21 protein-coding genes are annotated in these 25,086 nt (G+C 33.1%); 7 read left to right on the top strand and 14 right to left on the bottom strand.

Annotated features, from left to right (window positions below):
- The first annotated feature begins 11 nt into the window (after positions 1-11).
- Genes NZ841_02940 through NZ841_02920 form a run of 5 tightly spaced genes read left to right on the top strand, consistent with a single transcriptional unit; the run spans position 12 to position 6,331 of the window.
- On the top strand, positions 12-2,192 hold the full coding sequence (locus NZ841_02940) for a DUF5696 domain-containing protein (protein ID MCS7201713.1): 2,181 nt from the start codon (positions 12-14) through the stop codon (positions 2,190-2,192).
- A gap of 18 nt (positions 2,193-2,210) precedes the next feature.
- Complete coding sequence (locus NZ841_02935) at positions 2,211-3,125, top strand: sugar ABC transporter permease (protein MCS7201712.1); 915 nt, start codon at positions 2,211-2,213, stop codon at positions 3,123-3,125.
- 12 nt (positions 3,126-3,137) lie between these two features.
- Positions 3,138-4,097, top strand: coding sequence for a carbohydrate ABC transporter permease (locus NZ841_02930; GenBank protein MCS7201711.1), 960 nt, complete (start codon positions 3,138-3,140; stop codon positions 4,095-4,097).
- A gap of 27 nt (positions 4,098-4,124) precedes the next feature.
- Positions 4,125-4,703 (top strand): hypothetical protein, encoded by a 579-nt coding sequence (locus NZ841_02925; GenBank protein ID MCS7201710.1) that lies wholly within the window; start codon positions 4,125-4,127, stop codon positions 4,701-4,703.
- A gap of 11 nt (positions 4,704-4,714) precedes the next feature.
- Positions 4,715-6,331 (top strand): cellulase family glycosylhydrolase, encoded by a 1,617-nt coding sequence (locus tag NZ841_02920; GenBank protein ID MCS7201709.1) that lies wholly within the window; start codon positions 4,715-4,717, stop codon positions 6,329-6,331.
- 24 nt (positions 6,332-6,355) lie between these two features.
- On the opposite strand, the gene NZ841_02915 is transcribed toward NZ841_02920, so the two are convergent.
- From NZ841_02915 to NZ841_02885, 7 genes are all read right to left on the bottom strand, one after another.
- Entirely contained in the window at positions 6,356-7,174 is an 819-nt protein-coding gene (locus NZ841_02915; protein ID MCS7201708.1) for an ABC transporter ATP-binding protein, read from the bottom strand.
- Positions 7,175-7,178: 4 nt separating this feature from the next.
- Positions 7,179-8,165, bottom strand: coding sequence for an ABC transporter ATP-binding protein (locus NZ841_02910; GenBank protein MCS7201707.1), 987 nt, complete (start codon positions 8,163-8,165; stop codon positions 7,179-7,181).
- Positions 8,166-8,168: 3 nt separating this feature from the next.
- Entirely contained in the window at positions 8,169-9,011 is an 843-nt protein-coding gene (locus NZ841_02905) for an ABC transporter permease (GenBank protein MCS7201706.1), read from the bottom strand.
- Between the two features lie 2 nt (positions 9,012-9,013).
- The gene (locus NZ841_02900) at positions 9,014-10,042 is read right to left on the bottom strand and encodes an ABC transporter permease (protein ID MCS7201705.1); all 1,029 of its coding nucleotides are present in this window, start codon (positions 10,040-10,042) and stop codon (positions 9,014-9,016) included.
- Positions 10,043-10,068: 26 nt separating this feature from the next.
- Complete coding sequence (locus NZ841_02895; GenBank protein ID MCS7201704.1) at positions 10,069-11,922, bottom strand: ABC transporter substrate-binding protein; 1,854 nt, start codon at positions 11,920-11,922, stop codon at positions 10,069-10,071.
- Positions 11,923-12,067: 145 nt separating this feature from the next.
- Positions 12,068-12,448, bottom strand: a complete 381-nt coding sequence (locus NZ841_02890) for a polymer-forming cytoskeletal protein (protein MCS7201703.1) — start codon at positions 12,446-12,448, stop codon at positions 12,068-12,070.
- A gap of 9 nt (positions 12,449-12,457) precedes the next feature.
- Positions 12,458-13,372, bottom strand: coding sequence for a peptidoglycan DD-metalloendopeptidase family protein (locus tag NZ841_02885; GenBank protein ID MCS7201702.1), 915 nt, complete (start codon positions 13,370-13,372; stop codon positions 12,458-12,460).
- 231 nt (positions 13,373-13,603) lie between these two features.
- On the opposite strand from NZ841_02885, the gene NZ841_02880 reads away from it, so the two are divergent.
- On the top strand, positions 13,604-13,873 hold the full coding sequence (locus tag NZ841_02880; protein MCS7201701.1) for a hypothetical protein: 270 nt from the start codon (positions 13,604-13,606) through the stop codon (positions 13,871-13,873).
- Here the strand turns inward: NZ841_02880 and lexA are convergent.
- Genes lexA through NZ841_02850 form a run of 6 tightly spaced genes read right to left on the bottom strand, consistent with a single transcriptional unit; the run spans position 13,848 to position 21,900 of the window.
- Complete coding sequence (lexA, locus tag NZ841_02875; GenBank protein ID MCS7201700.1) at positions 13,848-14,438, bottom strand: transcriptional repressor LexA; 591 nt, start codon at positions 14,436-14,438, stop codon at positions 13,848-13,850. The two genes, NZ841_02880 and lexA, sit on opposite strands and share 26 nt — an antisense overlap.
- A 1-nt stretch (position 14,439) precedes the next feature.
- A complete protein-coding gene (locus NZ841_02870; protein MCS7201699.1) occupies positions 14,440-15,771 on the bottom strand; it encodes a TldD/PmbA family protein in 1,332 nt (443 codons plus the stop codon).
- Complete coding sequence (locus tag NZ841_02865) at positions 15,771-17,204, bottom strand: TldD/PmbA family protein (protein MCS7201698.1); 1,434 nt, start codon at positions 17,202-17,204, stop codon at positions 15,771-15,773. Before NZ841_02865 ends, NZ841_02870 begins: the two co-directional genes overlap by 1 nt.
- Positions 17,205-17,220: 16 nt before the next feature.
- Positions 17,221-18,027 (bottom strand): histidinol-phosphatase, encoded by an 807-nt coding sequence (locus NZ841_02860; GenBank protein ID MCS7201697.1) that lies wholly within the window; start codon positions 18,025-18,027, stop codon positions 17,221-17,223.
- A 17-nt stretch (positions 18,028-18,044) separates the two neighbouring features.
- Positions 18,045-18,857: a hypothetical protein gene (locus NZ841_02855; GenBank protein ID MCS7201696.1), complete on the bottom strand. Its 813-nt coding sequence runs from the start codon at positions 18,855-18,857 to the stop codon at positions 18,045-18,047.
- A 10-nt stretch (positions 18,858-18,867) separates the two neighbouring features.
- Positions 18,868-21,900, bottom strand: a complete 3,033-nt coding sequence (locus NZ841_02850; GenBank protein ID MCS7201695.1) for a glycosyl hydrolase — start codon at positions 21,898-21,900, stop codon at positions 18,868-18,870.
- A 138-nt stretch (positions 21,901-22,038) separates the two neighbouring features.
- Here NZ841_02850 and NZ841_02845 point away from each other — a divergent pair, with 138 nt between their 5' ends.
- On the top strand, positions 22,039-22,965 hold the full coding sequence (locus NZ841_02845) for a hypothetical protein (protein ID MCS7201694.1): 927 nt from the start codon (positions 22,039-22,041) through the stop codon (positions 22,963-22,965).
- A gap of 25 nt (positions 22,966-22,990) precedes the next feature.
- Here NZ841_02845 and NZ841_02840 read toward each other — a convergent pair whose 3' ends face one another.
- Complete coding sequence (locus NZ841_02840) at positions 22,991-24,919, bottom strand: transketolase (GenBank protein MCS7201693.1); 1,929 nt, start codon at positions 24,917-24,919, stop codon at positions 22,991-22,993.
- Positions 24,920-25,086 lie beyond the last annotated feature (167 nt).

Here is a 25,086-nt window from a genome sequence, read left to right as displayed (position 1 = left end):
AGGATTTTTAGATGCTTAAAAAAATCTTTATTATATTTTTATTAATAGGAATAATACCCTTGTATGGAAAGGAAGTTATTTATAAAAAAATAGCAGAAAATCATAACTTTTCTCTTCTTTTTAATGAAAAGGATGGAAGCATTGCTATAGAGGATAAAGGATCTAAAGAGTTATTTAAACAATTTCCTGAGGACTGGGAAAGAGATTTTTCCTTTGGAATTACAAAGTTTAGTATACCTTCCCATTTGGTATTAGAAATGGTAGATGAAGAAGGGAAAATTACTACTTACAATACCTATGCTTTAGGTATTATGAGGAATAACTTTCGTGTTTCAAAAATTGAGAGAGGAGTAAGAATTGATTATGATTTTCCCATTCAAGAGATAAAAATATCCATAGAGTTTATATTAAATTCCTCGGGACTTTCGGTGCGTATTCCCATAAATTCTATTAAGGAACCTAAAGATTTAAAAATTAATAGAATATGGCTTCTTCCTTATTTTCTTTCGGGAACAAAAAAGGATGATGGATATTTATTAGTCCCTGATGGCTCTGGAGCTATAATAAGATTTAGGGAAAGTTATGGAACAGAAAGAGGTTTTGAACTACCCCTATATGGTTATGATAAGGGTCTTCCCCTTTATGATATGCCTCCTAAAAATGAAGGATTGAGACTTCCTATCTTTGGAATAAAAAGAAACGATTGGGCAGTTTTAGGAGTTATAAAAAGTGGAGATTATTCCGCAAGTATTGCTTCATATATCGCAGGAAACAGTACAGGATATTACAGAGTATATCCTGTATTTACCTACAGAAGTATTCATAAATTTCTTCTTTATGAGAGAGAAGTAGCTACAGGACAAGCAGGAGAAGTGGTAGATGTATTAGTTAATAAGATATCTCCCTATCATCTCAATAAGGATATAGTAGTAGATTATTATTTTCTAAAGGGAAAAGATGCTAATTATTCGGGTATGGGAAGAATTTTTAGAGAATATCTTATTAAGAATAATATTCTAAAGAAAAAGATAAAAGATAATTCTCTTTATCTTAATCTTTCTTTTATTGGAGGAATAAAGATAAAAACAACCTTTTTGGGGATTCCTATGGAAAGATTTTCTCCCCTTACTACCTTTGAAAATGCTATAAGAATTTTAGAAGAATTCAGAAAGGAAGGGATAGAAAATATTAACCTTATATACAGAGGATATCAACCTGGAGGTTATTTAGGTAAAATCACTAATGGTATTAAGTTTGAAAAAAAACTAGGAGGAGAAAGAGATTTTAAGAAACTATTGGATTTCTGTAAAAGAAATAATATAAATCTAAGCCTTTCTGCAGAGATAATAGAGATTCATGAAGAAGGAAATGGATTTTCTCCTCCAAGGGACGCAAACAGATATATAAATAATGGATTGGCTTTTTTGTATAAATGGGATCCTGTAACTAAAAAGAAAAATAGAGATTATGAGCCATGGTTTAATGTTCTTCCCGAAAAAATACCTTTTTATTTTAAGAATTTTTTAAGAGATATTGAAAAATATGGTATTAAGAATGTATTGGTTGAAAATATTGGAGATTATATATACTCTCAGAATAAAAAGCCTAAATTACTCTCTCGGGAAGAAGTAGTAAGTATTCTTCACGAGGTTTTTGGAGAAACTGTAAATAAAGTAAATCTTCTTTTTACCCATGGCAATTTCTATACCCTTTTATATTCCTCTTTGATTTTGGATCTTCCTTTAGATTGTAGTAATTATGCTATAGAAAGTGAGCCTGTTCCTTTTTACCAAATAGTAATCCATGGATATATTCCTTATAGTGGAAGACCAGGAAATTTAAGAGAGAATCATAAAAAAGATTTCTTAAGAATGGTAGAGTATGGTGCTCTTCCTTATTATCTTCTAATCTATGAGGATTCTTCTTTATTTAGAAAAAGTTTTTATAACGAAATGTTAAGTTCCTATTATAAAGACTGGTTTAAGAAGGCAGTAGAAGAATATAAAAAGATTGAGGATTTATATAAATCCACTGTGAATGTTCCTATAAAGATTCATGAAAAATTAGAGGAAGGATTATATAGAACGGTATATGAAAATGGAGTAGAGGTTGTGGTTAATTATAATTTAAGACCCTTAAAATACAAAGAAAAATTAATTGAAAAAGAAAGTTTTATTTATTTTAAGAGTTAAAAAGGAGTGAGATCTAGAATGAGAAAAAAAAGATTTAAAAGTCTTTCCCAAAGACAAGCTCTTACGGGAAGACTCTTTGTCTATCCATGGCTGATTGGCTTTTTAATATTCTTTGCCACACCCTTTATACAATCCCTGGTTTTTGCCTTTAGTGAATTGGATCTTACCCCCTTTGGTTTGAAATTGACCTTTATAGGGTTTAAAAATTTTATTAAGGCTCTCCAAGAGGATCCCACTTTTATTCAGTATCTAACCTTAGAGGTGAGTAATACCATAGTCAATATTCCTTTAATTTTAATGTTTTCTTTGTTTATTGCTATACTTTTAAATCAAAAGTTTAAAGGAAGAGCTCTTGTAAGAGCAATTTTCTTTCTCCCTGTAGTAGTTATGTCAGGAGCTTTACTATATGTTTTGGAAAGTTATACCATGGAACAATTTTATATAGGTGCCCAAACGGGAATGGCAATGTCTAATTCTCCTTTTGTTAGGGGAATTGATTTCAGAATGCTTCTTATACAGATTACAGGAAATATTCCCTTTGTTAGACCATTAATTGATGCTATTAATAGGATCTATGAGATAATATGGAAATCAGGAGTCCAAATATTGATTTTTTTAGCAGGTCTTCAGTCAATTCCCCATTCCTTATATGAGGTTGCCAGTGTAGAAGGAGCTACTCCATGGGAATCTTTTTGGAAGATTACTTTTCCTTTACTTTCTCCCATTATATTAGTTAATGTGGTTTATACAGTGATAGATTCTTTTACTGATTATAGTAATGACGTATTAAGGTATATTCTTGAGGTTGCTTTTAGAAGATTACAACATGGATACAGTTCTGCTATCGCTTGGATTTATTTTCTAATTTTGGGGATAATTCTTGTATTACTTGTGATTTTTATATCTAAAAGGGTATTTTACATGAGCGAATAGGAGGAAAAAAGAATGAAATTATCAGGATATAAAAGGGAAGAGTTTTTATTTATTGTAAAACATAAGTTTCTAAGATTTATTGGAATATTTTTAAGAATTCTCTTGTTCCTTGGTCTTATATATATTCTTTTAAGGCCTGTTATGTTTATGTTAAGTACTGCATTGAAAAGTAGAGAAGATCTGATGGATCCTACAGTAGTTTGGATACCAAAAAATATTACTTTCAACAATTTTATCCTTGCCTTTCGTTCCTTATCCTTTCTTAACTCTTTTAAAAATAGCGTTATAACTTCTATATTGCCTGCGATTTTCCATGTTATAAGTTGCTCCATGATTGGATATGGATTAGCAAGATTTAAATTCAAAGAAAGGGAGATTATTTTTGCCTTGATAGTTTTTACCCTTATGGTACCTCCCCAAGTGGTTCTAATTCCTTTATATGCTTTTTATCAGAATTTTGATATTTTAGGTTTAGTTAAGCTTATAAGAGGATCCCCTTTAAATTTATTGAATACTTATTATCCTATAATTTTGCCTACAATTCTTGGGGGAGGTTTAAGAAGTGGTCTTTTTATATATATCTTTCGACAATTCTTTAGGGGAATATCAAGGGAGCTTGAGGAAGCAGCATATATAGACGGTTGTTCTCCATTTCAAACCTATTTTAGAATTTTTATTCCTAATTCCATACCTGCGATCACTACTGTTTTTCTTTTCTCTTTGGTTTGGCATTGGAATGATGCCTTTGGTCCTTCTGTCTATATAGGGGACTTTAATAAATATACCTTATCTATGAATCTTGCAAATCTTAAAGCTATAATTACTGGTGGTACTCAAATTTGGGATCCTCTTCTTATCCTTCCTCCTCAGTATGCTGGTGCAATTTTGGTTATTCTTCCCATGCTAATTCTTTATATTTTTACTCAAAAGTTTTTTGTGGAGAGTGTGGAAAGAACAGGTATTGTAGGATAAAAATATTTAAAAAGGAGGTTTTTTTCCATGAAAAAATTTAAATTTTTGATGATTTTAACTGTTTTTCTCCTTCTTAATATCCTCTGGGCTCAAACTTCCTCCGTCTTGTTAATCTACGATGGAGAAAAAGAAGCTACAAATCTTTCCTCCATTGGTTTTTGGACTGCCCCTGAAGGATGTAAAGCAGAAGAAGTAAAAGGTAATGCTCGTTCTGGAGAAAAGAGTATTAAGATTTATTTTAAATGGGGAAGCTGGTGGGCCGGAATGGGACTGAACTGGGCAAAATGGAATATTAAAGATAAAGTATTTGATCTTTCTAATTTTGACACGTTAGAATTATGGATTAAGGCAGAGACTGAAAATACAGTCACCCTTTTACTTACATTAGCTCAAGCTCCAGAAAGCCCTGAAGGAAAGGAAAAATATTCTGATAAAGCGACAATATCAGGAGGAATTCCTAATACTTGGACTAAAATTTCTGTTCCTATTTCAGTATTCAAAGGGGTAGATCTAAAGAGAATTTGGGGAATGTCCATTGAGGTTACAGGAATTCCTGCTGGAGAATTGACCTTATATGTGGACGATATTTCCTTCCTTAAAAAGTAGGAGGCTATTAAATGAAAGTATTAAAGCTATTATTTATACTAATAATCTTAATTTTCAATATGCTAATGGCAGAGGAAAAAAGGTATAAAAATATTTTCAGAGATATAGAACCATATAAAGCGGTAGAGGAGATGAATCCAGGATGGAATCTTGGAAACTCTTTAGATGCTATACCTGATGAAACATCGTGGGGAAATCCAAAGACAGAGCCATATATTTTTGAGGATATTAAAAAGGCAGGATTTAATGGGGTAAGAATTCCGGTAACATGGATAGATCACGTGGACTCAAACTTTAATGTATATAAAGATTGGATGGATCGGGTAGAAGAGGTAGTAAATTATGCATTGGAAAAGGATCTTTATGTGATAATAAATGTGCATCATGATTCCTGGAGATGGCTAAGTAAAGAGATGAGACAAAATAAAGAGAAGACCATAGGTAAATTGGAAAAACTTTGGCTTCAGATCTCAGAAAGATTTAAAAATTATTCTGAAAAGCTTATTTTTGAGATAATAAATGAACCTCAATATGAAGGATTTCAGGAGTGGGAAGAGGGGGAAATTCAAAATGAAGTTAATGAGAGGATTTTAAAAATTATAAGAAAGTCAGGGGGATTTAATGATAAAAGGCTTGTGGTAGTTCCACCTCTTTCAACGGATATATACAAAGGAATAAAGTATTTCAGACCTCCAAAAGACCCTAATATTATTATAGGAATTCACTATTACTCTCCTTGGGATTTCGTCGCCAATTGGTGGGGAAGAAAAAGTTGGGGATCTTTTGAAGATATAGCTCAGATGGAAAAGGATTTTAAAGCTTTTTACGATAAATTTAAAGACTATGCCATTATTGTAGGAGAATATGGAGTATCTAATGGGAACAGACCTTCTGAGTGGCTCTATTTTGATAATCTTATAAGAATTACAAGAAAATATAAAATGGCAACCTTTTATTGGGATAATGGCTTTGATAATTTTGATAGAAGGAGAAGAATATGGAGAGATGAAATGAAAATAAGAATTATCATGAATGGAGTAAAAGATATTCCCAATTCTTTTCTAAATCCAGGAATACTTTTCATTAGAGGAGATACTCTAATAAAAGATGAGACTGTTAATCTTATACTAAACGGAAATCAGTTAGTAGATATTATTTATCAGGGAAAAGCTCTTAACAAAGGTAGAGATTACGTATTAGATAACGATAAAGTTATATTAAAATCAGATTTTCTTAAGTCAATAAAGGGAGAATTGGGATCAAGTCTTGTTCTTACCTTTAGATTTAATAGGGGTGCAGATTATGATTTAGAGGTTATTTTTTATAAAAATCCAGTACTATTAGATAAACCATTAGTAGTACTGAAGGGTCTTTCTGTTCCTATAAATTTTCTTATTGCTTTTAATGGAACAAGGCTTTGCGCCATAAAACTTATAAGGGAAGATAATGGAAAACCAGTAAGGGATTCTTGGACACCCTATTTAAGAGGATGGGATGATTTTGAAGTAAAAGATAGTCAAGTGATAATTAAAAAACATGTAGTAGAAAAAATTGATGGAAATGTAAAGGTTATATTTGAGTTCTTCCCAGAGAATATATCTTTAGAAACCTCACTAAGGGTAAAATAAAAAAAGGCTGGGGTTTATCCCAGCCTATACTTTAACCTTTTCTAAATCCTCCCACTTCTTGTATAAAGTAGGAATACTTCCAATTAATCTCTTTGTATAATCATGCTTTGGATTCAAAAGGATCTCATCGGGAGTTCCTTCTTCTACTATTTCTCCTAGATACATTATCAATATTCTATCGGAAATATAGTATGCTAATCCCATGTCATGGGTGATAAAAATAATAGATGTATTTTGAACTTTTCTTAGTTTCTCAAAAAGTTTTATCACGCCACCTCTTGTTGATGCGTCAATCATAGATACAGGCTCGTCCGCCACAATCAATTTAGGCATCAACAGCCAGCATCTTGCTACCATTATTCTTTGCTTTTCACCACCAGAAAGCTGATGGGGATATTTTCCAAGAATAGATTTGGGATCTAAACCCACATTTCTTAAAGCTTCTTCTATTAATTCCTTTGCCTCAGGACTTGCAGGATCGAATCCAATAAGTCTTATAGCCTGATGTAAAACCCTATCTATAGGGTAAAAGGGGTTATAACTTGCAAAGGGATCTTGGAATACTGCATGAACCTTTCTTCTCAGCTCTCTTAAGGTTTCGATATTATTGAAATAATCCCATAGATTTTTTCCTTCAAATAATATTTCCCCTGACGTAGGTTTTAATAAACCGAGTATAATCTTTGCGGTAGTAGTTTTTCCTGATCCACTTTCTCCAACTAAAGAAATAATCTCTCCTTCATTTACACTAAAGGATACATTTTTCACAGCATGAATATATTTCTTTCTTAATAGACCTATCTCGTATATTTTATTTAAATTTCTCACTTCTAATAGAGCCATTTTATCACCTCTTATCATATAAGAAGCAGGCTACCCTTCTCTGATTTATATTTTTGAGTAAGGGTTCCTCTTTATCACAGATTTCCATTCTATTGGGACATCGAGGATGAAATCTACATCCTAAAGGAGGATTTATTAAATTGGGAGGAGTTCCTGGTATATAGGTGATGCCTCTTCTTTTTACTTCTGGTTCTGGGGTTACTACAGAGAAAAGTAGACCCTTAGTATATGGATGCAAAGGCTCATTTACTATTTCGTCTATACTTCCTTCTTCTACAATTTTTCCTGAATACATAACTACCATTCTGTCCGCAATTTGTCTTACTGTGGCTATATCGTGGGTTATGAAAACGATGCTTTTAACAATTTTTTTATCCTTTAATTCTTTAATGGTTTTCAAGACCATTTTTTGAGTTGCTACATCTAATGCTGATGTAGGCTCATCTGCGATAAGAAGTCGAGGGTTAAGAAGGGTTGCTACAGCAATGACTGCTCTCTGTTTCATTCCTCCTGAAAGCTCAAAGGGATACCTATTTATAAAATCTCTTGATATTCCTACCTCTTCGAATCTATCCATTGCTTTTGAAATTACTTCTTTTTCATCTACTTCATCAAAGTGGGATTTTATTACATCTAATATATAGTTTCTTATTCTTTTTGTGGGCATTAATGCATTCATTGCAGACTGGGGAATAATAGAGGTTTCTTTTCCCCAGATCTTTTTCTGAAGTTCCTCCCTATTTAATTTTGTTAAATCCAAATCTGTTCCATTAGTGTAGAGTTTTACACTTCCTTCTACAAAGGTTAAAGGTCTTTTAATACTCATAAGCATTACATTGGACAGGGTGGATTTTCCAGATCCACTTTCGCCTACGATACCTACAATTTCATCTCTTATTTCTAAAGATACACCATCTACTGCTTTGACAAAATTTTTTTCTATAACGTAGTAGGCTTTTACTCCTTTCAATTCTAAAATTATATTTTCCATTTTTCACCTCTCCCTTAATCTTGGGTTAAATACTTCATCCATTGTTGTGGTGACAATAAGAAGGGAGGAAGTTAAAGCTACAATTATTAAACCTGGAGGAATAAACCACCACCATAATCCTCTTCTTATAGCTTCCATAAGAACTGCCCATTGAAGAATAATTCCTAGAGAAACTCCTTTTGTAGGACCTAAACCAATAAGGCTTAATCCAGCCTCGCCTAATATTCCTCCATTAATGAAAAGAATAAAGGCCATAAGAGCATAGGTTGCAATTCCTGGAATTAAGTCTTCGAAAGCAAGTTGTAAGTCAGTGTATCCTGCAAGTCTTGATAAATATACATATTCTCTATTAATAAGAGAAAGAAGCTGAGCTCTTATAGCACGAGCAAACCATGGCCACCCAAGGACCCCTAAAAGTATTGCTACAACTTCCGCACTTCTGATCTTAAGGTACGTTGCTACTAATATAGCTAAAAGAATATTGGGGATAGTTAAAACTATATTTGTGAAGGACATGAGAATCTCGTCGACGATTCCACCCTTTACTGCAGAAATAGAACCAATAAGAAGCCCAATCACCATAGATATCACAGCGGTAAGAAATCCAATATAAAGCGAAGTTCTTATTCCATTTAGAAGTTTTGCCAATAAATCTCCACCATAGGTGTCTGTTCCTAATGGAAATTCCTTAGATGGCGGAGATTCCATTTTTCCAGTAAAGGACATGGGATCTTTAGGATAGAGAATAGGGCCGAAAATACCCATTAAAACAATGATAATAAAAACAGAAAAAGCACCAATAAACTTTTTGTTTCTAAATAATGGCTTAAAAATAGTTCCAAACATTTTTAGCTCTCTCCTTGTCCTAATCTAATTCTTGGATCTATTATGGCATATACAAAATCTACAAAAAAGTTTGCAAGGTAAATTGATGCAATTAAGATAACAAATATACCCTGAATCAATGGATAATCTAGAGTGCTTAAGGCTCTGAATAATAGATATCCTGTTCCAGGATAGTTAAATATAATCTCCGTTATTAGCGCACCACCAAGGGCACCTCCAAGGCTTAAAGCAAGACCTGTTACCTGAGGAAGTAAAGAGTTTCTAAATACATATCCAAAGATTGTATTGCTTTTTACCCCTAAATGTTCACTAAAGCTGACGTAATCAGAATCTAATTCATTTACTACTAACATTCTTGTTCCAATAGCCCATCCACCAAGGGCAGAAATTATAATGGATAAAGACGGGAGAATATAATGGGAAAGAACATCAAGAATAAAGTTAATACTAAAATGGGGAATTGTTCCTTGGGTATATCCTCCTTGTCCTGGGAAAATTTTTAATTTTACAGTAAAAAGAAAAATAAGGAGCATTCCTAGCCAATAGTAAGGAATCTGTCCGATAATTAGAGAGGTATTTAAGGCAACTTTATCTACAAGGGATCCTCTTCTATATCCTGCAAAGGCACCAAGGGTATTTCCAATAATCCATGCAATAAGAATAGAGGGTATAAGAAGGGCTAAAGTCCAGGGAATAACAGGAATAATTAATTCCAAAGTTTTCTTTGGATAGGACGAAATGGATGTTCCTAAATCTCCCCTTAGGGCTCTACTAATAAATTCCACATATTGCACGATCCAAGGTTTTCCTAGTCCAAATTCTTGCATTAGGGTTCTTTCTACACTTCTTAAAAGCTCAGGATTCGCTTGTCCCTGTTGAAATATTCTACTCAAAAGAGAAGCCAAGGGGTTTCCTGGAATCACCCTTGGCAGAATAAACACTATGGTTAACGCAATGAAATATGTGATAAGTAAGAATAAGAATCTTCTTCCTAGATATTTTATGAAAGGATTTAGTGTATGGTCCCTCATTTTAAATCCTCCTATGCTTTAATTTTTTACTTTGTTGGAGCTTTCATTAAGTCGTTCCAGATTAGGGATGTTGGTATTAAAATTCCGCCTTTATCTACTGTGGTGAGCCATGCAGGAACTCTTGGTACTTCGCCTCTCTTGGCAATTCCAAAGAGAACAGGTAGAGAGTTAGCAGACCAGTTTGCTGCTGGGAACCACCATGCGTTCTCTTCTCTTGGCCAACCTACCCATCGGAACTCACCATAGGCATACCAATGGGCTCCATAGAACATTGGAATTCCTGGAAGATCTTTTTGGAGGATTCTTTGGAACTTAGATATTAGTGCTTTTCTTCTTGTCACATCTAGGGTTGCTGCAATTTCATCTAGTAATTTTGTGGTTTCTGGATTGTTGTATCTTGTCCAGTTTCCTGCCCAGGAGCTTTGTCCGAAGGGTAGAGTTAATCTAATATCTGTTACGAATCTATAAGTATTCCATGGATGGTCATATCCTGGACCTGCATCCCAAGAGATGATAAAGTCAAATCTTCCTGTGGTCATTCTTTCAGCCCATACTGTAAAGTCTGGGAATTCTGTTTTTACATCTATTCCAATCTTTCTTAGATTTTCTGCTATCATTTCACACATCATCATCCAGTCTGTCCATCCATAGGGTACTTCTATGGTGTATGGTCCTAATCTCTTTCCATCAGGAGTTCTTCTTATTCCATCAGGACCTCTTCTATATCCTGCTTTATCTAATATATCATTTGCTTTCTTTAGATCTGTTGGGATTTTTCCATCTTTAGTACCCCATAGATATCTTGAATAACCATAATCTATCCATTGTTTATAAATTTCAAATACATCTATTACACATGCGGGATGGGCTTGAGGGCTGTATCCAAAGTATGCTTTTTCTAACATTTCTTCATAAGGTATTGCGTGGGCAATTGCTTTTCTTAATGTAGGATCTGCTAATTCCTTCTTAAAGTAGCTTATGTATAGGAAGTTTACACCATCAGGCATGTAGTATGGTTTAGATTTGAACCATGTTCTTACAGGTAAACCTTTCTTTTCCCAGAGCTCATACACTGCTGGGATAAAGGTGCTTGCCCAATCCGCATCTCCTTTTTCGAAGGCAAGGTTTGCACTGGGGTTATCTTTGTATACTATATGGGCGATATATTTGGGTTTTGGAAGCCCGAATATATCCTTGCCCCACCAGTCATCAATTCTTCCATATATTACGATGTTAGGATCTGCATAGAATAATTTGTAAGGTCCTGAGACTACCTGTTTTGCTGGATCATCATGAGCAAACTCTCTTACTGCAGTAAGTCCTTTCTTTTCTAATTCTTCATATACATGTTTTGGAACAACTCTTGTTCCAAGGGCATAACCCATAAAGGAGAAGTAGTTGGGATTTGGAGTCTTTACTTTGAATTCTACAGTTCTATCATCTACTGCTCTAATACTAGCAATATAAGCATCCCATCCTGCACCAGGTCCTGTTCCTACCTTCTTTGTTAATTCAAAGGTATATACTACATCATGGGCAGTAATTGGTTTTCCATCGCTCCATTTTGCTTGAGGTCTAATTTTCACTTGAATAGTTGTCTTATTAACTACTTTATATCCTTCGCCAATTGCTGGAAGCCATGCATCTTTGGCGTTGCTGTAGTAGAAGAGAGGTGCAAAAAGGAAAGGCTCAGTTCCCCAAGTGACATTTGCAGCGTATGGGTTCCAAGTTGTGGGAGGTCCCCAAATTCCTCCTATACAATATACGGTTTCGTCACGGGGTATTGCTACTTGTGCTGTGGATTTTACAGGAAGGAGAAGGGAAAGGAGAACGAAGAAACATAGTAGGGACACTAAGAATTTGCCCTTTAAACCCTTCATACCTTCACCTCCTAAATTTTTTAAGGGCCTTTTGGGACCATACACTAAATCCTTGGTGCCTAAAATAATATCATATTGAAATTAATTTGTAAAGAGATAATTTAAAAAATATTAAAAAGCAAGTATTTTTCTTGATTAACTTAGATTATAAATTTTTCACTTCAATAATTTCTTGGGATTTTTCTTCTAAGAGTTCTACCTTACCCAAGAAAATACCGCCTTCTTCTACGGAGAATTTCCCTCCGTGTTTCAGATCTCCCTCTAATCTTCCTGAAGATAATATTTCTATACTTTCATAAGAGATAACATTTCCTTTAATTTTTCCTACAACAGTTAATCTTTGACATTTTATATTTCCCTCAATATAACCTGTTTTTCCTACAATGACTTCATTTTTTACTTCCACATCTCCAAAGATCTTTCCATCTATTCTTATAGAGGCTTCAGAAAAAACTTTCCCATGAATTTCAACCATGGGACCAATAATAGTATCCACAACTTCAGGTTTACCTTTTTTTCCAAACATAATTACCTCCTATTTTAGACGACCAATTTTTATAAGATCTACATTGAGATAGGGAATAGGATTTACAGCAATACCATTTCTTCTTACCTCATAATGAAGATGAGGTCCCTTGCTGGTTCCAGTACTACCTACTAATCCTATTATTTGTCCCTTTTTCACATATCTTCCAGAATTTACTCTTATTACTGAAAGATGGGCATATAATGTAGAAATTCCCCTTCCATGACTTATCTCTATAGTTTTTCCATATCCACTTTTCCATCCTGCAAAAGTTACAAAACCATCTGCAGTTGCATAAACGGGTGCACCCCAGAAAGAAACTATATCGATACCCTCATGAAAATCACCCCTTCGAAATATGGGATGAATTCTCCAACCATATCCTGATGTTATGAAGCCAAAAGTTGGCCAGCGGGAAGGAGTAACTGCTAAAATAGATTTTCTTCTATTAATTTCTTTTTCTATATAAGCTAAAGCTTCTTCTTTTTCTTCTAATATTGCTTTCATTTCTAGAATTTGTCTTTGAGTGTTAAAGGTTTCTAAATCTTCATAGGTTTTTAAATTAAGGGGAACTGCAGTGACTTTTTTAGGTAGAGGTATACTTCCTTTTATTCCCAGAATTTGTTTTAATTTTTTTTCTACCTCTTCTAATTCTTTTATCTTTTTTCTTAGATTTTCCAATTCTTTAAGTTGAGCCTTTTGTTGTTCTGTTACCTCTTCTAATACCTCAAGATGTTTTACTCTAGTAAGTTTATTTGATGAGATTTTATATAATATAGCAGAACCTGTGATGATTCCTATAAGAAAAACCGCTATTATAATCATTATAGTTTTATTAATTTTATGAGTACGAGGATTGGAAGAATCATGGGGAATAATCATCAATGTAAAAGAACTTTTTCGCTTTCTTTTTTTTCTTATCATAATTATTATTCACCTCTTTGTAAAGAAAAAATAATCAAATAATAAAAAAATAAAATTAACTAAAAATAAATTAACTGAATGAAATTATAACAAAACTTTAATAAAAAATCAAGAAACAAGATTTTTTCTAGTTTTATAGGCTAACTTCTGAAAAAAAAGTTTTATAATTCTTGACATTGTTCAATATTTTGTTTAATATTTTTTTATAAATTATTAAGCTGGGAGGTCTATATGAAGAACTTATTTCATTTTCCTATAAAAGTAAATTTAGAAACTACAGGAATTCCCTCCTATTTTATTTTAAATGGCAGATATTACAGAATTAAAAAAGTGGAAAGAAAATGGGAGACAATATATAAAGCTTTAGGAGAAAAGGGATATAAAATTTATTTAAGAGTAAAGGCAGAAGATGAGAATTATTATGAAATAGCCTATGATTCCCTTCTTGATATGTGGTTCTTAGAAAGAATGGATGTTAAATCTTCCGCATTAATCCTATAACCTTTCCGAGGATTGTAAAAGGTTCAAAGATAGGAGAATATTGAGGATTAGCAGGCTCTAAATAGAGCCTGCCTTCTTTCTCTTTTAAAAATTTAATGGTAGTCTCGTCTCCCACTAATGCAACAACAATATCTCCTATTTCTGCCATTGCTTGTTTTCTTACAATAACAATATCTCCTTCTAATATATGAGCATTTTCCATACTATCTCCTTTGACTTTTAAAGAAAAAACCTCTTCTTTACTTTTCAAGAGAAAATTAGGAACAGGAATATAATCCTCAATAAGCTCAGGACTCTCTACAGGATATCCTGCTTTTATATTACCCAATAAAGGTATGTATCTTGGAATTTCTTCTCTAAAACCTCTCCATTTGAATTTTCCCGAGGAATCCTGTTCCAAAAATCCCTTTTTAATTAATGCCTTAAGATGAAAATAGCCAGATCCTGAAGACTTTAATCCTAAAGCTTTAGATACCTCTCTTACTGTGGGAAAAGTCCCTGTTTTTTCCCATGTATTTCTTATATATTCTAATACTTCTTTTTGTCTTTTGCTTAATTTTCTCATACTAAAATTCTGTGACTCCTGTGAAATTGAATTCTTTTATTTTCAAACCAGGAACGGAACAGAATCCTGCGAAAAAGGGAAGAAGAATACTTTCTGAGGATATAGCTTCTACATTTCCTAATGCTTCAACAAAACTCTGAGTAAATCGTAAATTCTTCAAAGGTTTTAATATTCTACCATTTTCTATAAGAAAAGTTCCATCTCTGGTCATTCCTGTTGCTAAAACCTTAATAGGATCTAAAAAGGCATTTACATAGTGAAATCTTGTAACCAATATTCCCCTTTCTGTAGAAGAAATTAAGTCTTCTAATTTTTTATCACCAGAAACTAAAAAGAGATTTGAAGGAAGGGGACCAAAGGAAGAGTCTGTGGGAGGTAGGGCATGTCCTGTGGATTCTCTATTATCTTTTATTGCGGTTGCAGTGTCGTAAACAGGAGAAAGAGGGACTCCTTCTTTTACTAAATCCACATGCTTTTTAGAAACACCTTCAAAATCAAAAGGAATTATTATCCCTTTTTCGTCTAAACCATCATCATATATATGAATTAATGGACTAAAAATCCTTTGCCCTTTATACAAAGAAAGAAAGGATCTTTTTTCCTGTACTGCCTTTGCGGAAAAACCAAAATAGGAAAGCTGTTCCATAATCTCTGCTACCGCCAAGGGTTCCAGGACCACTTCATATTTTCCTGGCTCTAAATCTTCTGGATTTTTACTATCTAAACATTTCTTTAGAGCCATTTCAGAAAGATACTCAAAATCTATAGAGTCCAGATCTTTACCAGCACTTTCCTGATATCCCGATGAATTCTCAGAAATATACATTGTCTTTCCATGAGCATAGGAGAGAGTTCCATATGCAAAGAGTCCATTAGAATTCATTATAGAAAGTTCACTTATTATTTCACTTATAGCTCCATAGGTATTTAATGCCTTTAATTCACCCTTTTTTATAATATTTTTTACAATACTTGCTCTTTTTTCAGGAGAAGGGGTAAACAATTTATTTTCAACATTCTGATAAACTTGAGGTTTGGGAAGGATTAATTCTTCCATTTCAGGTTGGTTTTGTATAAGTAATTTCAAGGTACTTATAAGATTGTTTATACTTTCCTCATCAATTTTACTTATACTTGCTACTGCCTTTTTTTTGCCTTCGCCTACCCTAACAAATAAAGTTAGATTTTCTTCTGATACATTCTGATGGATTATATTATTTGCAAAGCGAGTTAACTCTGAAGAAGAAATTTCTAGAACTAATTCTTTTTTCTCAAAAGGAATTTTCCTCATCAAGTCTTCTAGGAAATTATATATTTTTTCCTTTCCCCACATTATTTACCACCTACCTTTACCTTTCTAAAACGAGCAGGGGAAACTCCATGTCCCACTCGGGCAACTTGCATAGGTTCTCCCTTTCCACAATTGGGAACGCCCCAAACTCTCCAATATTTTTCATTGGCAATGGCATCGCAGTTTCTCCAAAACTCATAGGTTATTCCCGTATAATAGGGATTCTTATATATCTTACCAATCTTTCCTTTCTTTATCTCATAGGCAATCTCGCATCCAAAATGGAAATTTAATCTCTTATCATCAATGGACCAATTTTTTACTGTACTCATATAAACTCCATCTTCTGTGGACTCGATAATTTCCTCAAAGGATTTATCTTGGGGAAGAAGATTTATATTTGTCATTCTAATAATGGGAATTCTATTCCACCCATCCGCTCTCATGGTTCCATTGGATGTCTCTCCAATGATTCCTGCTGTTTCCCTGGAAGTTAAATATCCTACAAAAATTCCATCTTTAACCAAATAGCTTTTTTGAGCAGGTACTCCTTCATCATCATAGGCAAAAGAGCCAAGCCCATAGGGATGAGTAGCATCCGCGACTATATTTACAATTTCTGAACCATACTGAAACTTTCCTCTCTTATCTAAGGTTAGAAAACTCGTTCCTGCAAAGCTTGCTTCAGTTCCCAGAACTCTATCTAATTCTGTAGGATGTCCACAGGACTCATGTATTTGTAGTGCCAATTGAGTTCCATCCAAAATTAGAGTTGTTATTTTTTCTGGTAATGGCTCTGCTTTTAGTAGCTCTACTGCTTCTTTTGCAATTCTTTCAGCATTTTCTAAAAGATTCAACTCTTCAATAAATTCCCATCCTGCTTTTCTATAGTCTCCCCCAAAGGAATTAGGATAGGATCTTCTTTGAACTTCATTTCCCTCAATAGCTAATGCAGAGATTCCAGCACCGCTTTCTAAAATACTTTGTTCTATTTCCGATCCTTCACTGCTAAGAAAAATTTTATCTTCTTTAAAAAATTCCATCTCAGAAATGGCAATGGATATTCCAGATACTTCTCTTATTATTTTATTGCTTTCAAATAAAAGATTAAGTTTTTTCTCAAAGGACATCTGAAAGGGATCAATTACATAATTGCTTTTCCATTGAGCTTTTACTGGAGTTATCGGAGATAAGGATACTTTACTTTTGTTTACCGAGGATGTTGCCTTAGCTATAGCAAAGGCTTTATCTACTGTAGATTTAAAATTTTCAAGATCAAAGGAGGATGCAAATCCCCATGCGCCTTTATATAGAATCCTTACCCCAAATCCATAGGTTTCATTTATATTTGCAGTTTCTAAAATTCCATTCTTTACTACTAGCTCCTCTCTTTGTCTTTTAACAATTCTCACATCCGCATAATCCACACCTAACCTACTAGCATAATTTAATATTTCTTTTCCAATATCACGCAAAATTTTTCCCTCCTTTCTAAATATTTACATATTGAGGTATTCTTTTAGAAAAAATAGCTATTTTTTTAAATCCTAGATTTTTTGCAAATTCGTAAAATTCCTTTATATTATTTCCCACATTATCAGGAGAATGAGCATCGGATCCAAAAGTTAAAGGGATTTCAAAGGGAGCTAGAATCTTTAAAAAAGTTGGAGAAGGATATATTTCATTTACAGGTCTTCTTAAGCCAGAGGTATTTATTTCTATGCTTATACCTCTATTCTTTATTATTTTCGCTAAATTTTCATAAATTTCTAAGATATTTTCTGGAGGTTTATGTCCCCATAATTTAACAAGATCAATATGTCCCACAATATCAAACAACTCACTTTTTATTGCCAATTCTAATCTTTCAAAATAATCTAAAAATATTGATTCTGATTCCTTTTTCCATCGAGGATCATGTGGATCTATATCGAAACCGAAGCCATGATTTAGCCAATGAACAGAACCAATTACATAATCAAAAACATTATATTTTGTTAATAATTCTTCAATTTTCCTTTCCTTTTCAGGAAGATAATCCATTTCAACTCCAATTTTTATTGGATATTTTTTCTTAAGAAAAGAAAGAAAACTAATATATTCATCTAAATTAGAATCACACCAGGAAGAGGTATGGGGTAAATCTTGATAAACAGGTCTAAATTCTTGAAATCTATGTCCGTGCTCTGATATTCCTATCTCTTCAATCTCCATTTCCTTTGCTTTTTCCCAAAATTTTTCAAACCATTCTTCGGAAAAAGGTCCTCTTTCTAAATGTATGTGGTAATCAATAATCATTGTTTGATTCTCCCTTCTTAATTTACTTTTATTTTTTCTCCTTCTTGTATAAAACTTCCTCTAAAACCTTCCTCTTCTATAAGAAGATGGGAGTCCAAATCACAATAAGAAGAAACTCCTGTTCCTGTAGTAAAATGAACACTTTGGGATATACCAAGACTTGATTCTCCCATGCATCCAATCATAAGTCCTTTATTCCCAGCTCTTACTAGCTCTATTAATCTATAAACACTCTCATCTCCTGCTATAGGAAAAAGAGAGTAAAATCTTACAAGTTTTAAGCCCTCAATATCTTTTTTTAACACTGGCTGTTCAAAAATTTCAACCTTTACTCCTTCTTTGTACAACTCTTTTGCAAAGATTATTGCAGATTTTACATCAAAACTTTGATTGGCATCTACAATAAATCTTGTCAAGGGAAGAGTCTTTTGAATTTCTATAACTTTTCTTAAATCCTCTTCCAAATCTAAATCTTTACTTCTATCACTTTTAATAACTTCCTTTTCTCCCCCAAAAAAAATATAAGGAAGAATATCTTTTAAATTACAAAGGGCAGATATTATTGCATATTCTGCTCCTGCCATAACTGATGGGAGGAAGTATAAAATTTTTAATATATCTCTTAAGGTTTTTTCCAATTGAAAAAAAGAATCCTTTGAAAAAAGATAGGAAATCATCACAGAGGATGCTTCTCCTACGCCCTTTGTTCCATCTTTAAGGGTTATTTCAATTTCAAGATTTAATTCTTGATCCCTTACTCCCGTTGCAATTCTAAATGGTTCTTTATACTTATACTCTCTAGGTATAACTTTTAAATCTACAATATCCATTTTCTCACATCTACTCTAAAACATCAATAGAAATGGGACTAAAGATCCCATATGGATGTAAAACATAGTCTTTTGTATACTCTTCTCCTTCTGTTCTAAAAGAATTAGAATCGGTCCAAAGATCTTTTCCTTTTTTTCTATGAAGAGGTCCCAACATATTTCTTGGACTTCCCACTACTTCTATTTCTATTAAATTCTCTCCATTTTTCACATAATTTGTAATATCTACTCTATTTCTGCATCTCCAGGGAATATGTTCTACTAATTTTCCATTTAGCCATATAGCTATATGAATAGCAGAATATTCCCCCATATTTAAAAAAACTTTATTTTCTTTTTCAAGATTTATATTAATTCTTTCCTTGTAAAAGATACATCCTGCATAAAAGGGATATCCTTGTAGACACCAATCTCCAAATCTTAAAAAATTAGGCTCCTTTATGATCTCTTTGCTTATAGGATCTACAGCAAAATCTCCAATAATAAAGCAGTCTTCAATTTCCATGGAATTTTTATAATAACATTGGAGAATTATCTCATTTTCTCCTTCTTTTAAATTGGATACAGGAATCTTATCAAAGGATCTATCTAAGTACCAAGAAGTGGGTTCTTCTAATTTTTCTCCATTAAGAAATATACTAAAATTCTTTGCTCCCTCTATTACAAAAAAAGAACTCTTAGGAATATCTTTTATTTTAAAACTTAATTTAAACTCTACAAAGGTTCCATCCTTGGGATGGGGATTGTTAACCCATAGCCATCTTTGAGGAATTCTATTTATATGAATAGGTATCATTCCCAATTTTTCTCTTATTTCCCTTTGAGCCATCCATATGGGCATTTCTTCAGACCAGTTCTCATTCTCTAATCTATATCTACATGTATCTAACACTAATACATTGGGATTGTCCCTTCTAAACTCAAAAACAGGTCCTAGATATATTCTTTTTTTCAATTTAAATCTCTTCTCAGGTTTTAGTAGAGAAGGTTCTTCAGGATTAATCACATATAATTTTGAATCTGCAGGTCCAAATTTTACTCTTAAATGTTGATTTCCATTAACCTCCATAGAGGATACTGGTTTTATCTCTCCTGTTAATGGATCCCATTCTTCTACCCTTCCTTTACAACCTAAAACAATATCTACCTCATATCCTTGATTTCTATCATTATTTACTATGAAAAATATTCTTTTTCCCTCATAGATTCTTTCCATATATAGAAATGTTTCTGCTTCCTGAGCAGGAATATTTTGTATTGATATTCTTCTTGATAAAATCTCTTCTAATGTCTTTCCTAAAGCTCTTTTTCCATGGAGAATAATCAAATTTTGGTGATTTATAAATTCCTTTAAAAGATCAGAGGATTTTCCTTCACAACATTCTGGTAATGGCTCTAAAGAGATAACCTTTCCTCCGTAATTTAAAAATTCCAGTAGAAGATTTAGGGTTTTTTCTCTAATAGTGATCATGGGAGGAAGAATTACTAATTTATATCTTCCTTCTCCTACAACAAACTCTTTTTTCTCTTTGTCAATTTTCCCATATTTCTCAACAATAGACTCATCTCCTAAATCAAAATCCCAGTGAAGTCCTAAGAGGGTTTTACATAGACTTTGAAAATCTCTCCCTTTTTCATCAATCTCTTCGGTATTTCTTCCATTAAATTCGCACCAAGCACTTTCTATAGGGTGAATTATTAATATATCCCGCACTGCTTTTCCTAAAGAAAGCATAAAGGATAGTCTTGCAAAATAGTCTTCTACAATCTTATTATATTTCCACCATATATTGTGATAATTAAATGAAGGAGGATAATCTCTCTTTCTACAACCTCTTAGAGTATAAAGGGTTAAGTGCTGGCATCTAAGGTTAACTCCTAGAGCATATTGCCAATCTCCTATCCATTTTTGACCTTCAAAGGTAAATTCCCACCCTGTACAACCATAAAGCTCTGAAATTACCCTGTTTTTTCCTAATTGATTTGCTATACTGCTTACTTGCTTTACTGTTAGGATTTCGTCAGTTTTTTCCATAAGAATATCTATACCTGGGATATGTTGATATTCATAATGGGGCATTATGGATCCACTAGTTAAAATGCTTTTTGAGAACTCATTCTCATAAAGATAATGTCCTGTAAAATATAAATTATGCTTTTCGCACCATTCTCCAATCTGTTTTGAATAAGATTCTAAAAAGAGTTCAGAAATGGTCCTCCAATAATCATATCTTGCTTTTAGAGATTTTTCTCCTTTAAAGGGAATATAAACAGCAATATCAAAAAAATCATAACCTCTTTTTTCTTTAAAATATTCAGGAAATATATCAGTCCACGGAAAGGATAACTCTTCTCCTCTGGTCCATAAAGAAGAAAAAATATTGGGTTCATCAGTAAAGATTCCAGGAATTGTTTTTCCAAATTCTTCCCCCACCTCTTTATAATATGCATCATATGTAATTTCTATAAAAGCTTTAACACTTTTAGGATTTAAGTTATCGCTATAGGAATCGTAGTTGAACCAATCAGAAGGTTTTACAATCTCTCTTCTTAGGACTATTAACCTTTCGGGAGGATTTACCTCAATATACGAGATTTCTCTTAATCTTTCTTCTTTTAATATTTTTTCTCCCTCCATAAGAACTTTATATAATGCTAATTCCTTTCCTTTAGGAGTAAATTCACCCGAAGAAATAATTTCGTATATAAGCTTTTTTTCTCTTCCCTCATCACCAATTTTTTTAGGAACTAAACCTCCCGCGAATCCTGAAGGCCATCTATCTTCATCATAAAGCCATGCTTTCATTCCTAATTCTTTTGCCTTTTTTACCGTTTCTTTAATACATTCCATCCATTCTCTACTAAGATATTCTGTTTCTAAACCTACTCTGGAGTGCATAAAAAATCCGCCAATTCCGTGTTCTTTCATATCTTCAACTTGTCTTTTTAACTCATCTATAGAAAGACGATCATTCCATGACCAGAAAGGAGCAGATCTAAATTCTATATCAGGATTTATAAATTTTTCTTTTATTTCTTTCAAAATAGACTTCCTCCTTCCTTTAATTTCTTTTAATTTTATTATTTTTCTTTTTTTCAGGCAAATTTTTAAAAGGCTCTTTTCTAAATTTGAAATTTATGATAAATTAAAAATGAAAGTTTTGGAGAAAAGAGGGGTAAAATGGAGGATATCACAAAGCTCCTCGACAAGAAAAACTTAGAGTTTGGGGATTTACCTTCTTATCTTTTAAATTTTGATCGTTTTCTTTCCAAAATAAGAAAGGAAAAATCAACAGGAGTGCTTTATTATTGGGATGAGAAGATTAGAGAAATTGTACTAATTCATCAAGGAAAAGCTTTTCTTGCAAGAATACTAAATATTTTAGAGTATGATGATTTAAGCTCCATAAATTTCTTAGTTCAACAGATCTATTCAGGAATTGGCAAGGTAAGTTTTTATAATATAGATAAGAGTCTCATTATTGCCCTCGCAGGTCTTTATATAGGAAAACCCCTCTATACCCAATTGGATGTAGATACTATAATTCCTAGTAGATTTTTTGCCCTTCTTCAGAAAAGAGGTTTTAGTGGGGTAGTTTTTTATGAGAGTTCCTCTGAAGTTAAATATTGGCTTTTCCAAAAAGGAACTCCTCTAAATGTTCTTCCTGGAGTTTTACCTCCAAAGGGAAACTTAAATGTATTTGTTATAGAAGGTATTCCTTTGGTGGATTACTTTGAAGAGTGGGAAAAAGAAGAAAGGAAAAAAATTATAGGTTTTTCCCAGAGAATTCTATCGAATATTGCAAAAATGCTAGTTGAAAGATGGGGACAAAACGCTACAGAGCTTATCCTTCTTCCTCTTGAAAGAACCCAAGGACCATTAAAAATAACCTTTGATAGAAAAACTTGGAACTGCTACATTGAGTCTCAAGAGGAAATTACCTTTTTAGCTCAAGAGGTAGAAAGATTATATGCTCGATTATTAAGAGAAATTAGGGCCAGAGGAGAAGAAAGTTTTGCGGAAAAATTGGAACTCTCTGCCTTTAACATGCTTCAAGAGGAGAAGATTATCTGGCCTAATACAGGGGAGAAAATATTTAGAAGATAAGGGGACCAAAAGGTCCCCATTATTTTTATATATTTTCCTTTATTACGTTAACTAAAGAGTTTACATCTAAACCTTGAAGTTTAAAAAGATCATCAGGTTTTCCCGATGCTCCGTATTCTTTTACCCCTAATTTTATAAACTTAACTTTAAATCCCTTTTCTGCTATGGCATTCCCAATAATGCTTCCTATTCCAGTATGGACATTATGATCTTCATAGGTTATAACTAATCCTGTATCTACTGCCTCCTTTAAAGAATCCCAGTCTATCTCTTTAGGTGTGGAAAAATTAAAAACCTTTACCTTTATTCCCATTTCCTTTAATTTTTCCCAAGCCTGAACTGCCCTAAATACCATACTTCCCATAGTGATTATTGCTCCCTTATCTCCATCCCTTATCTTGTCCATCTTTCCGTAAATAAACTTGTAATCTCCTCCAAAGAAAGGATTTCCATTCTCATCGGTTATTATGGGAAGAGCGGATCTTCCCATGGCAACTAAGAAATTTCCTTTTTCCTTTGCTATATATCTTATTACTCTATCGGTCTGATTTGCATCCGCAGGAACAATAATCTTAAAACCAAAAAGGTTCCTTGGTAGACCAATATAATCTATGCATTGATGGGTTTTTCCATCTTCTCCCACATCCAAACCACAATGGGTTACTACTACTTTTAAATTTGTGAAGTTAATATCATTTAATCTATGTTGATTATAGGTCTCATCTACTCCAAAAACCCCAAAATCCGCAAAGAAGGTTAAGACTCCTTGAGTAGATAAAGCTCCTGCTATAGTTGCTGTGTTGTGCTCCTGTATTCCTCCCTCAAAAAAGTTATCTGGAGCAACCTTTTCAAATTCATGAGTTCTTACCGATTCCACTAAATCACAATCAAAAACTGCAATAGGAGTTCTTCCTTCTTTTCCAATATTTAACTCTGCAAGATTCTTTAATGCTTTTCCAAAGGAAGATCTATTATCTATCTTTACATCAGGGGTATAGGTAAAGGGCTCTCCAGTATCTATATTCACTGGCTCTATCTCTATAACATGTTTTTCTCCACTCTTAAATTCTTCTCTCATCTTCCTGTACTTCTCCAAATCATCCTCTATTCCCAGTTCCTCTAATGCTTTTTTATATTCGTCTATCTTTAATGCCCTTCCATGAAACTCAAACTTATTCTCCATAAAGGAAACACCTTTCCCCATTACTGTGTGGGCTAAAATTGCTGTGGGTTTTCCATCGGAAATTGCCTTTCTTATACCTTGATATATATCTTGGAAATCATGGCCATCTACTTCTATTACTTCCCATCCATCAGAAAGATAATTTTCTTTTATATTCTGAGGCATAATAGAAGATAAGGGACCTGATAATTGAAGTTTATTATAATCAATAAGGACAGTTAAATTAGAAAGATTATATTTTACTGCAAATCTTCTTGCCTCAGAAATTTGTCCCTTTTGTTGTTCTCCATCTCCCATTACCACAAAGACATGAAAATCTTTTTTAAGAAGTCTTGCGGAGAGAGCCATACCACATCCTGCAGAAAGTCCTTGCCCTAAGTTCCCAGTACTCCATTCCACTCCTGGAACATATCTTTCCACATGTCCCTCAAACATACTTCCTGCAAGCCTAAAATAAGCTATTGCTTTATCAATATCAAAGAATCCTAAATTTCCAAGGGCAGAATAAACTCCAGGAGATGTATGTCCATGACTTATTATTATCCTATCTCTGTCAGGATTTCTTGGATTTTTAGGATCTACATTAGCAAAGAAAAAAAGAGTAAGATACATTTCAATAGAGGACATGGAGCCTCCTGGATGGCCTGATCCTGCTAATGTGGTCATCTTTAAAATATCTCCTCTGCACTTATGGGCTAATCCTTTTAGATATTCTAATATGTCTTTTTCTATTCTCTCCTTTGTAAATCCTTTCTCCACTCTTATATCCATCATTGCACCTCCACAACTTCTTATTAAAGTTTTATTCATTATACTAAAAAGGTAGAAGAAGAAAAAGCATAAATTTATATTTGACTTTTTAAAGAATACAAATTATAATTAATTATAAATCAAAATAAACGATTGCGCAATGCGATTTAATCATAATTAATAAGGAG

Origin of the sequence: Dictyoglomus sp. (genome assembly GCA_025060475.1) — a bacterium.
Classification (GTDB): domain Bacteria; phylum Dictyoglomota; class Dictyoglomia; order Dictyoglomales; family Dictyoglomaceae; genus NZ13-RE01.
The sequence above is the reverse complement of the archived record's forward strand: the minus strand, read 5'-3'. Positions and strand labels throughout refer to the sequence as shown.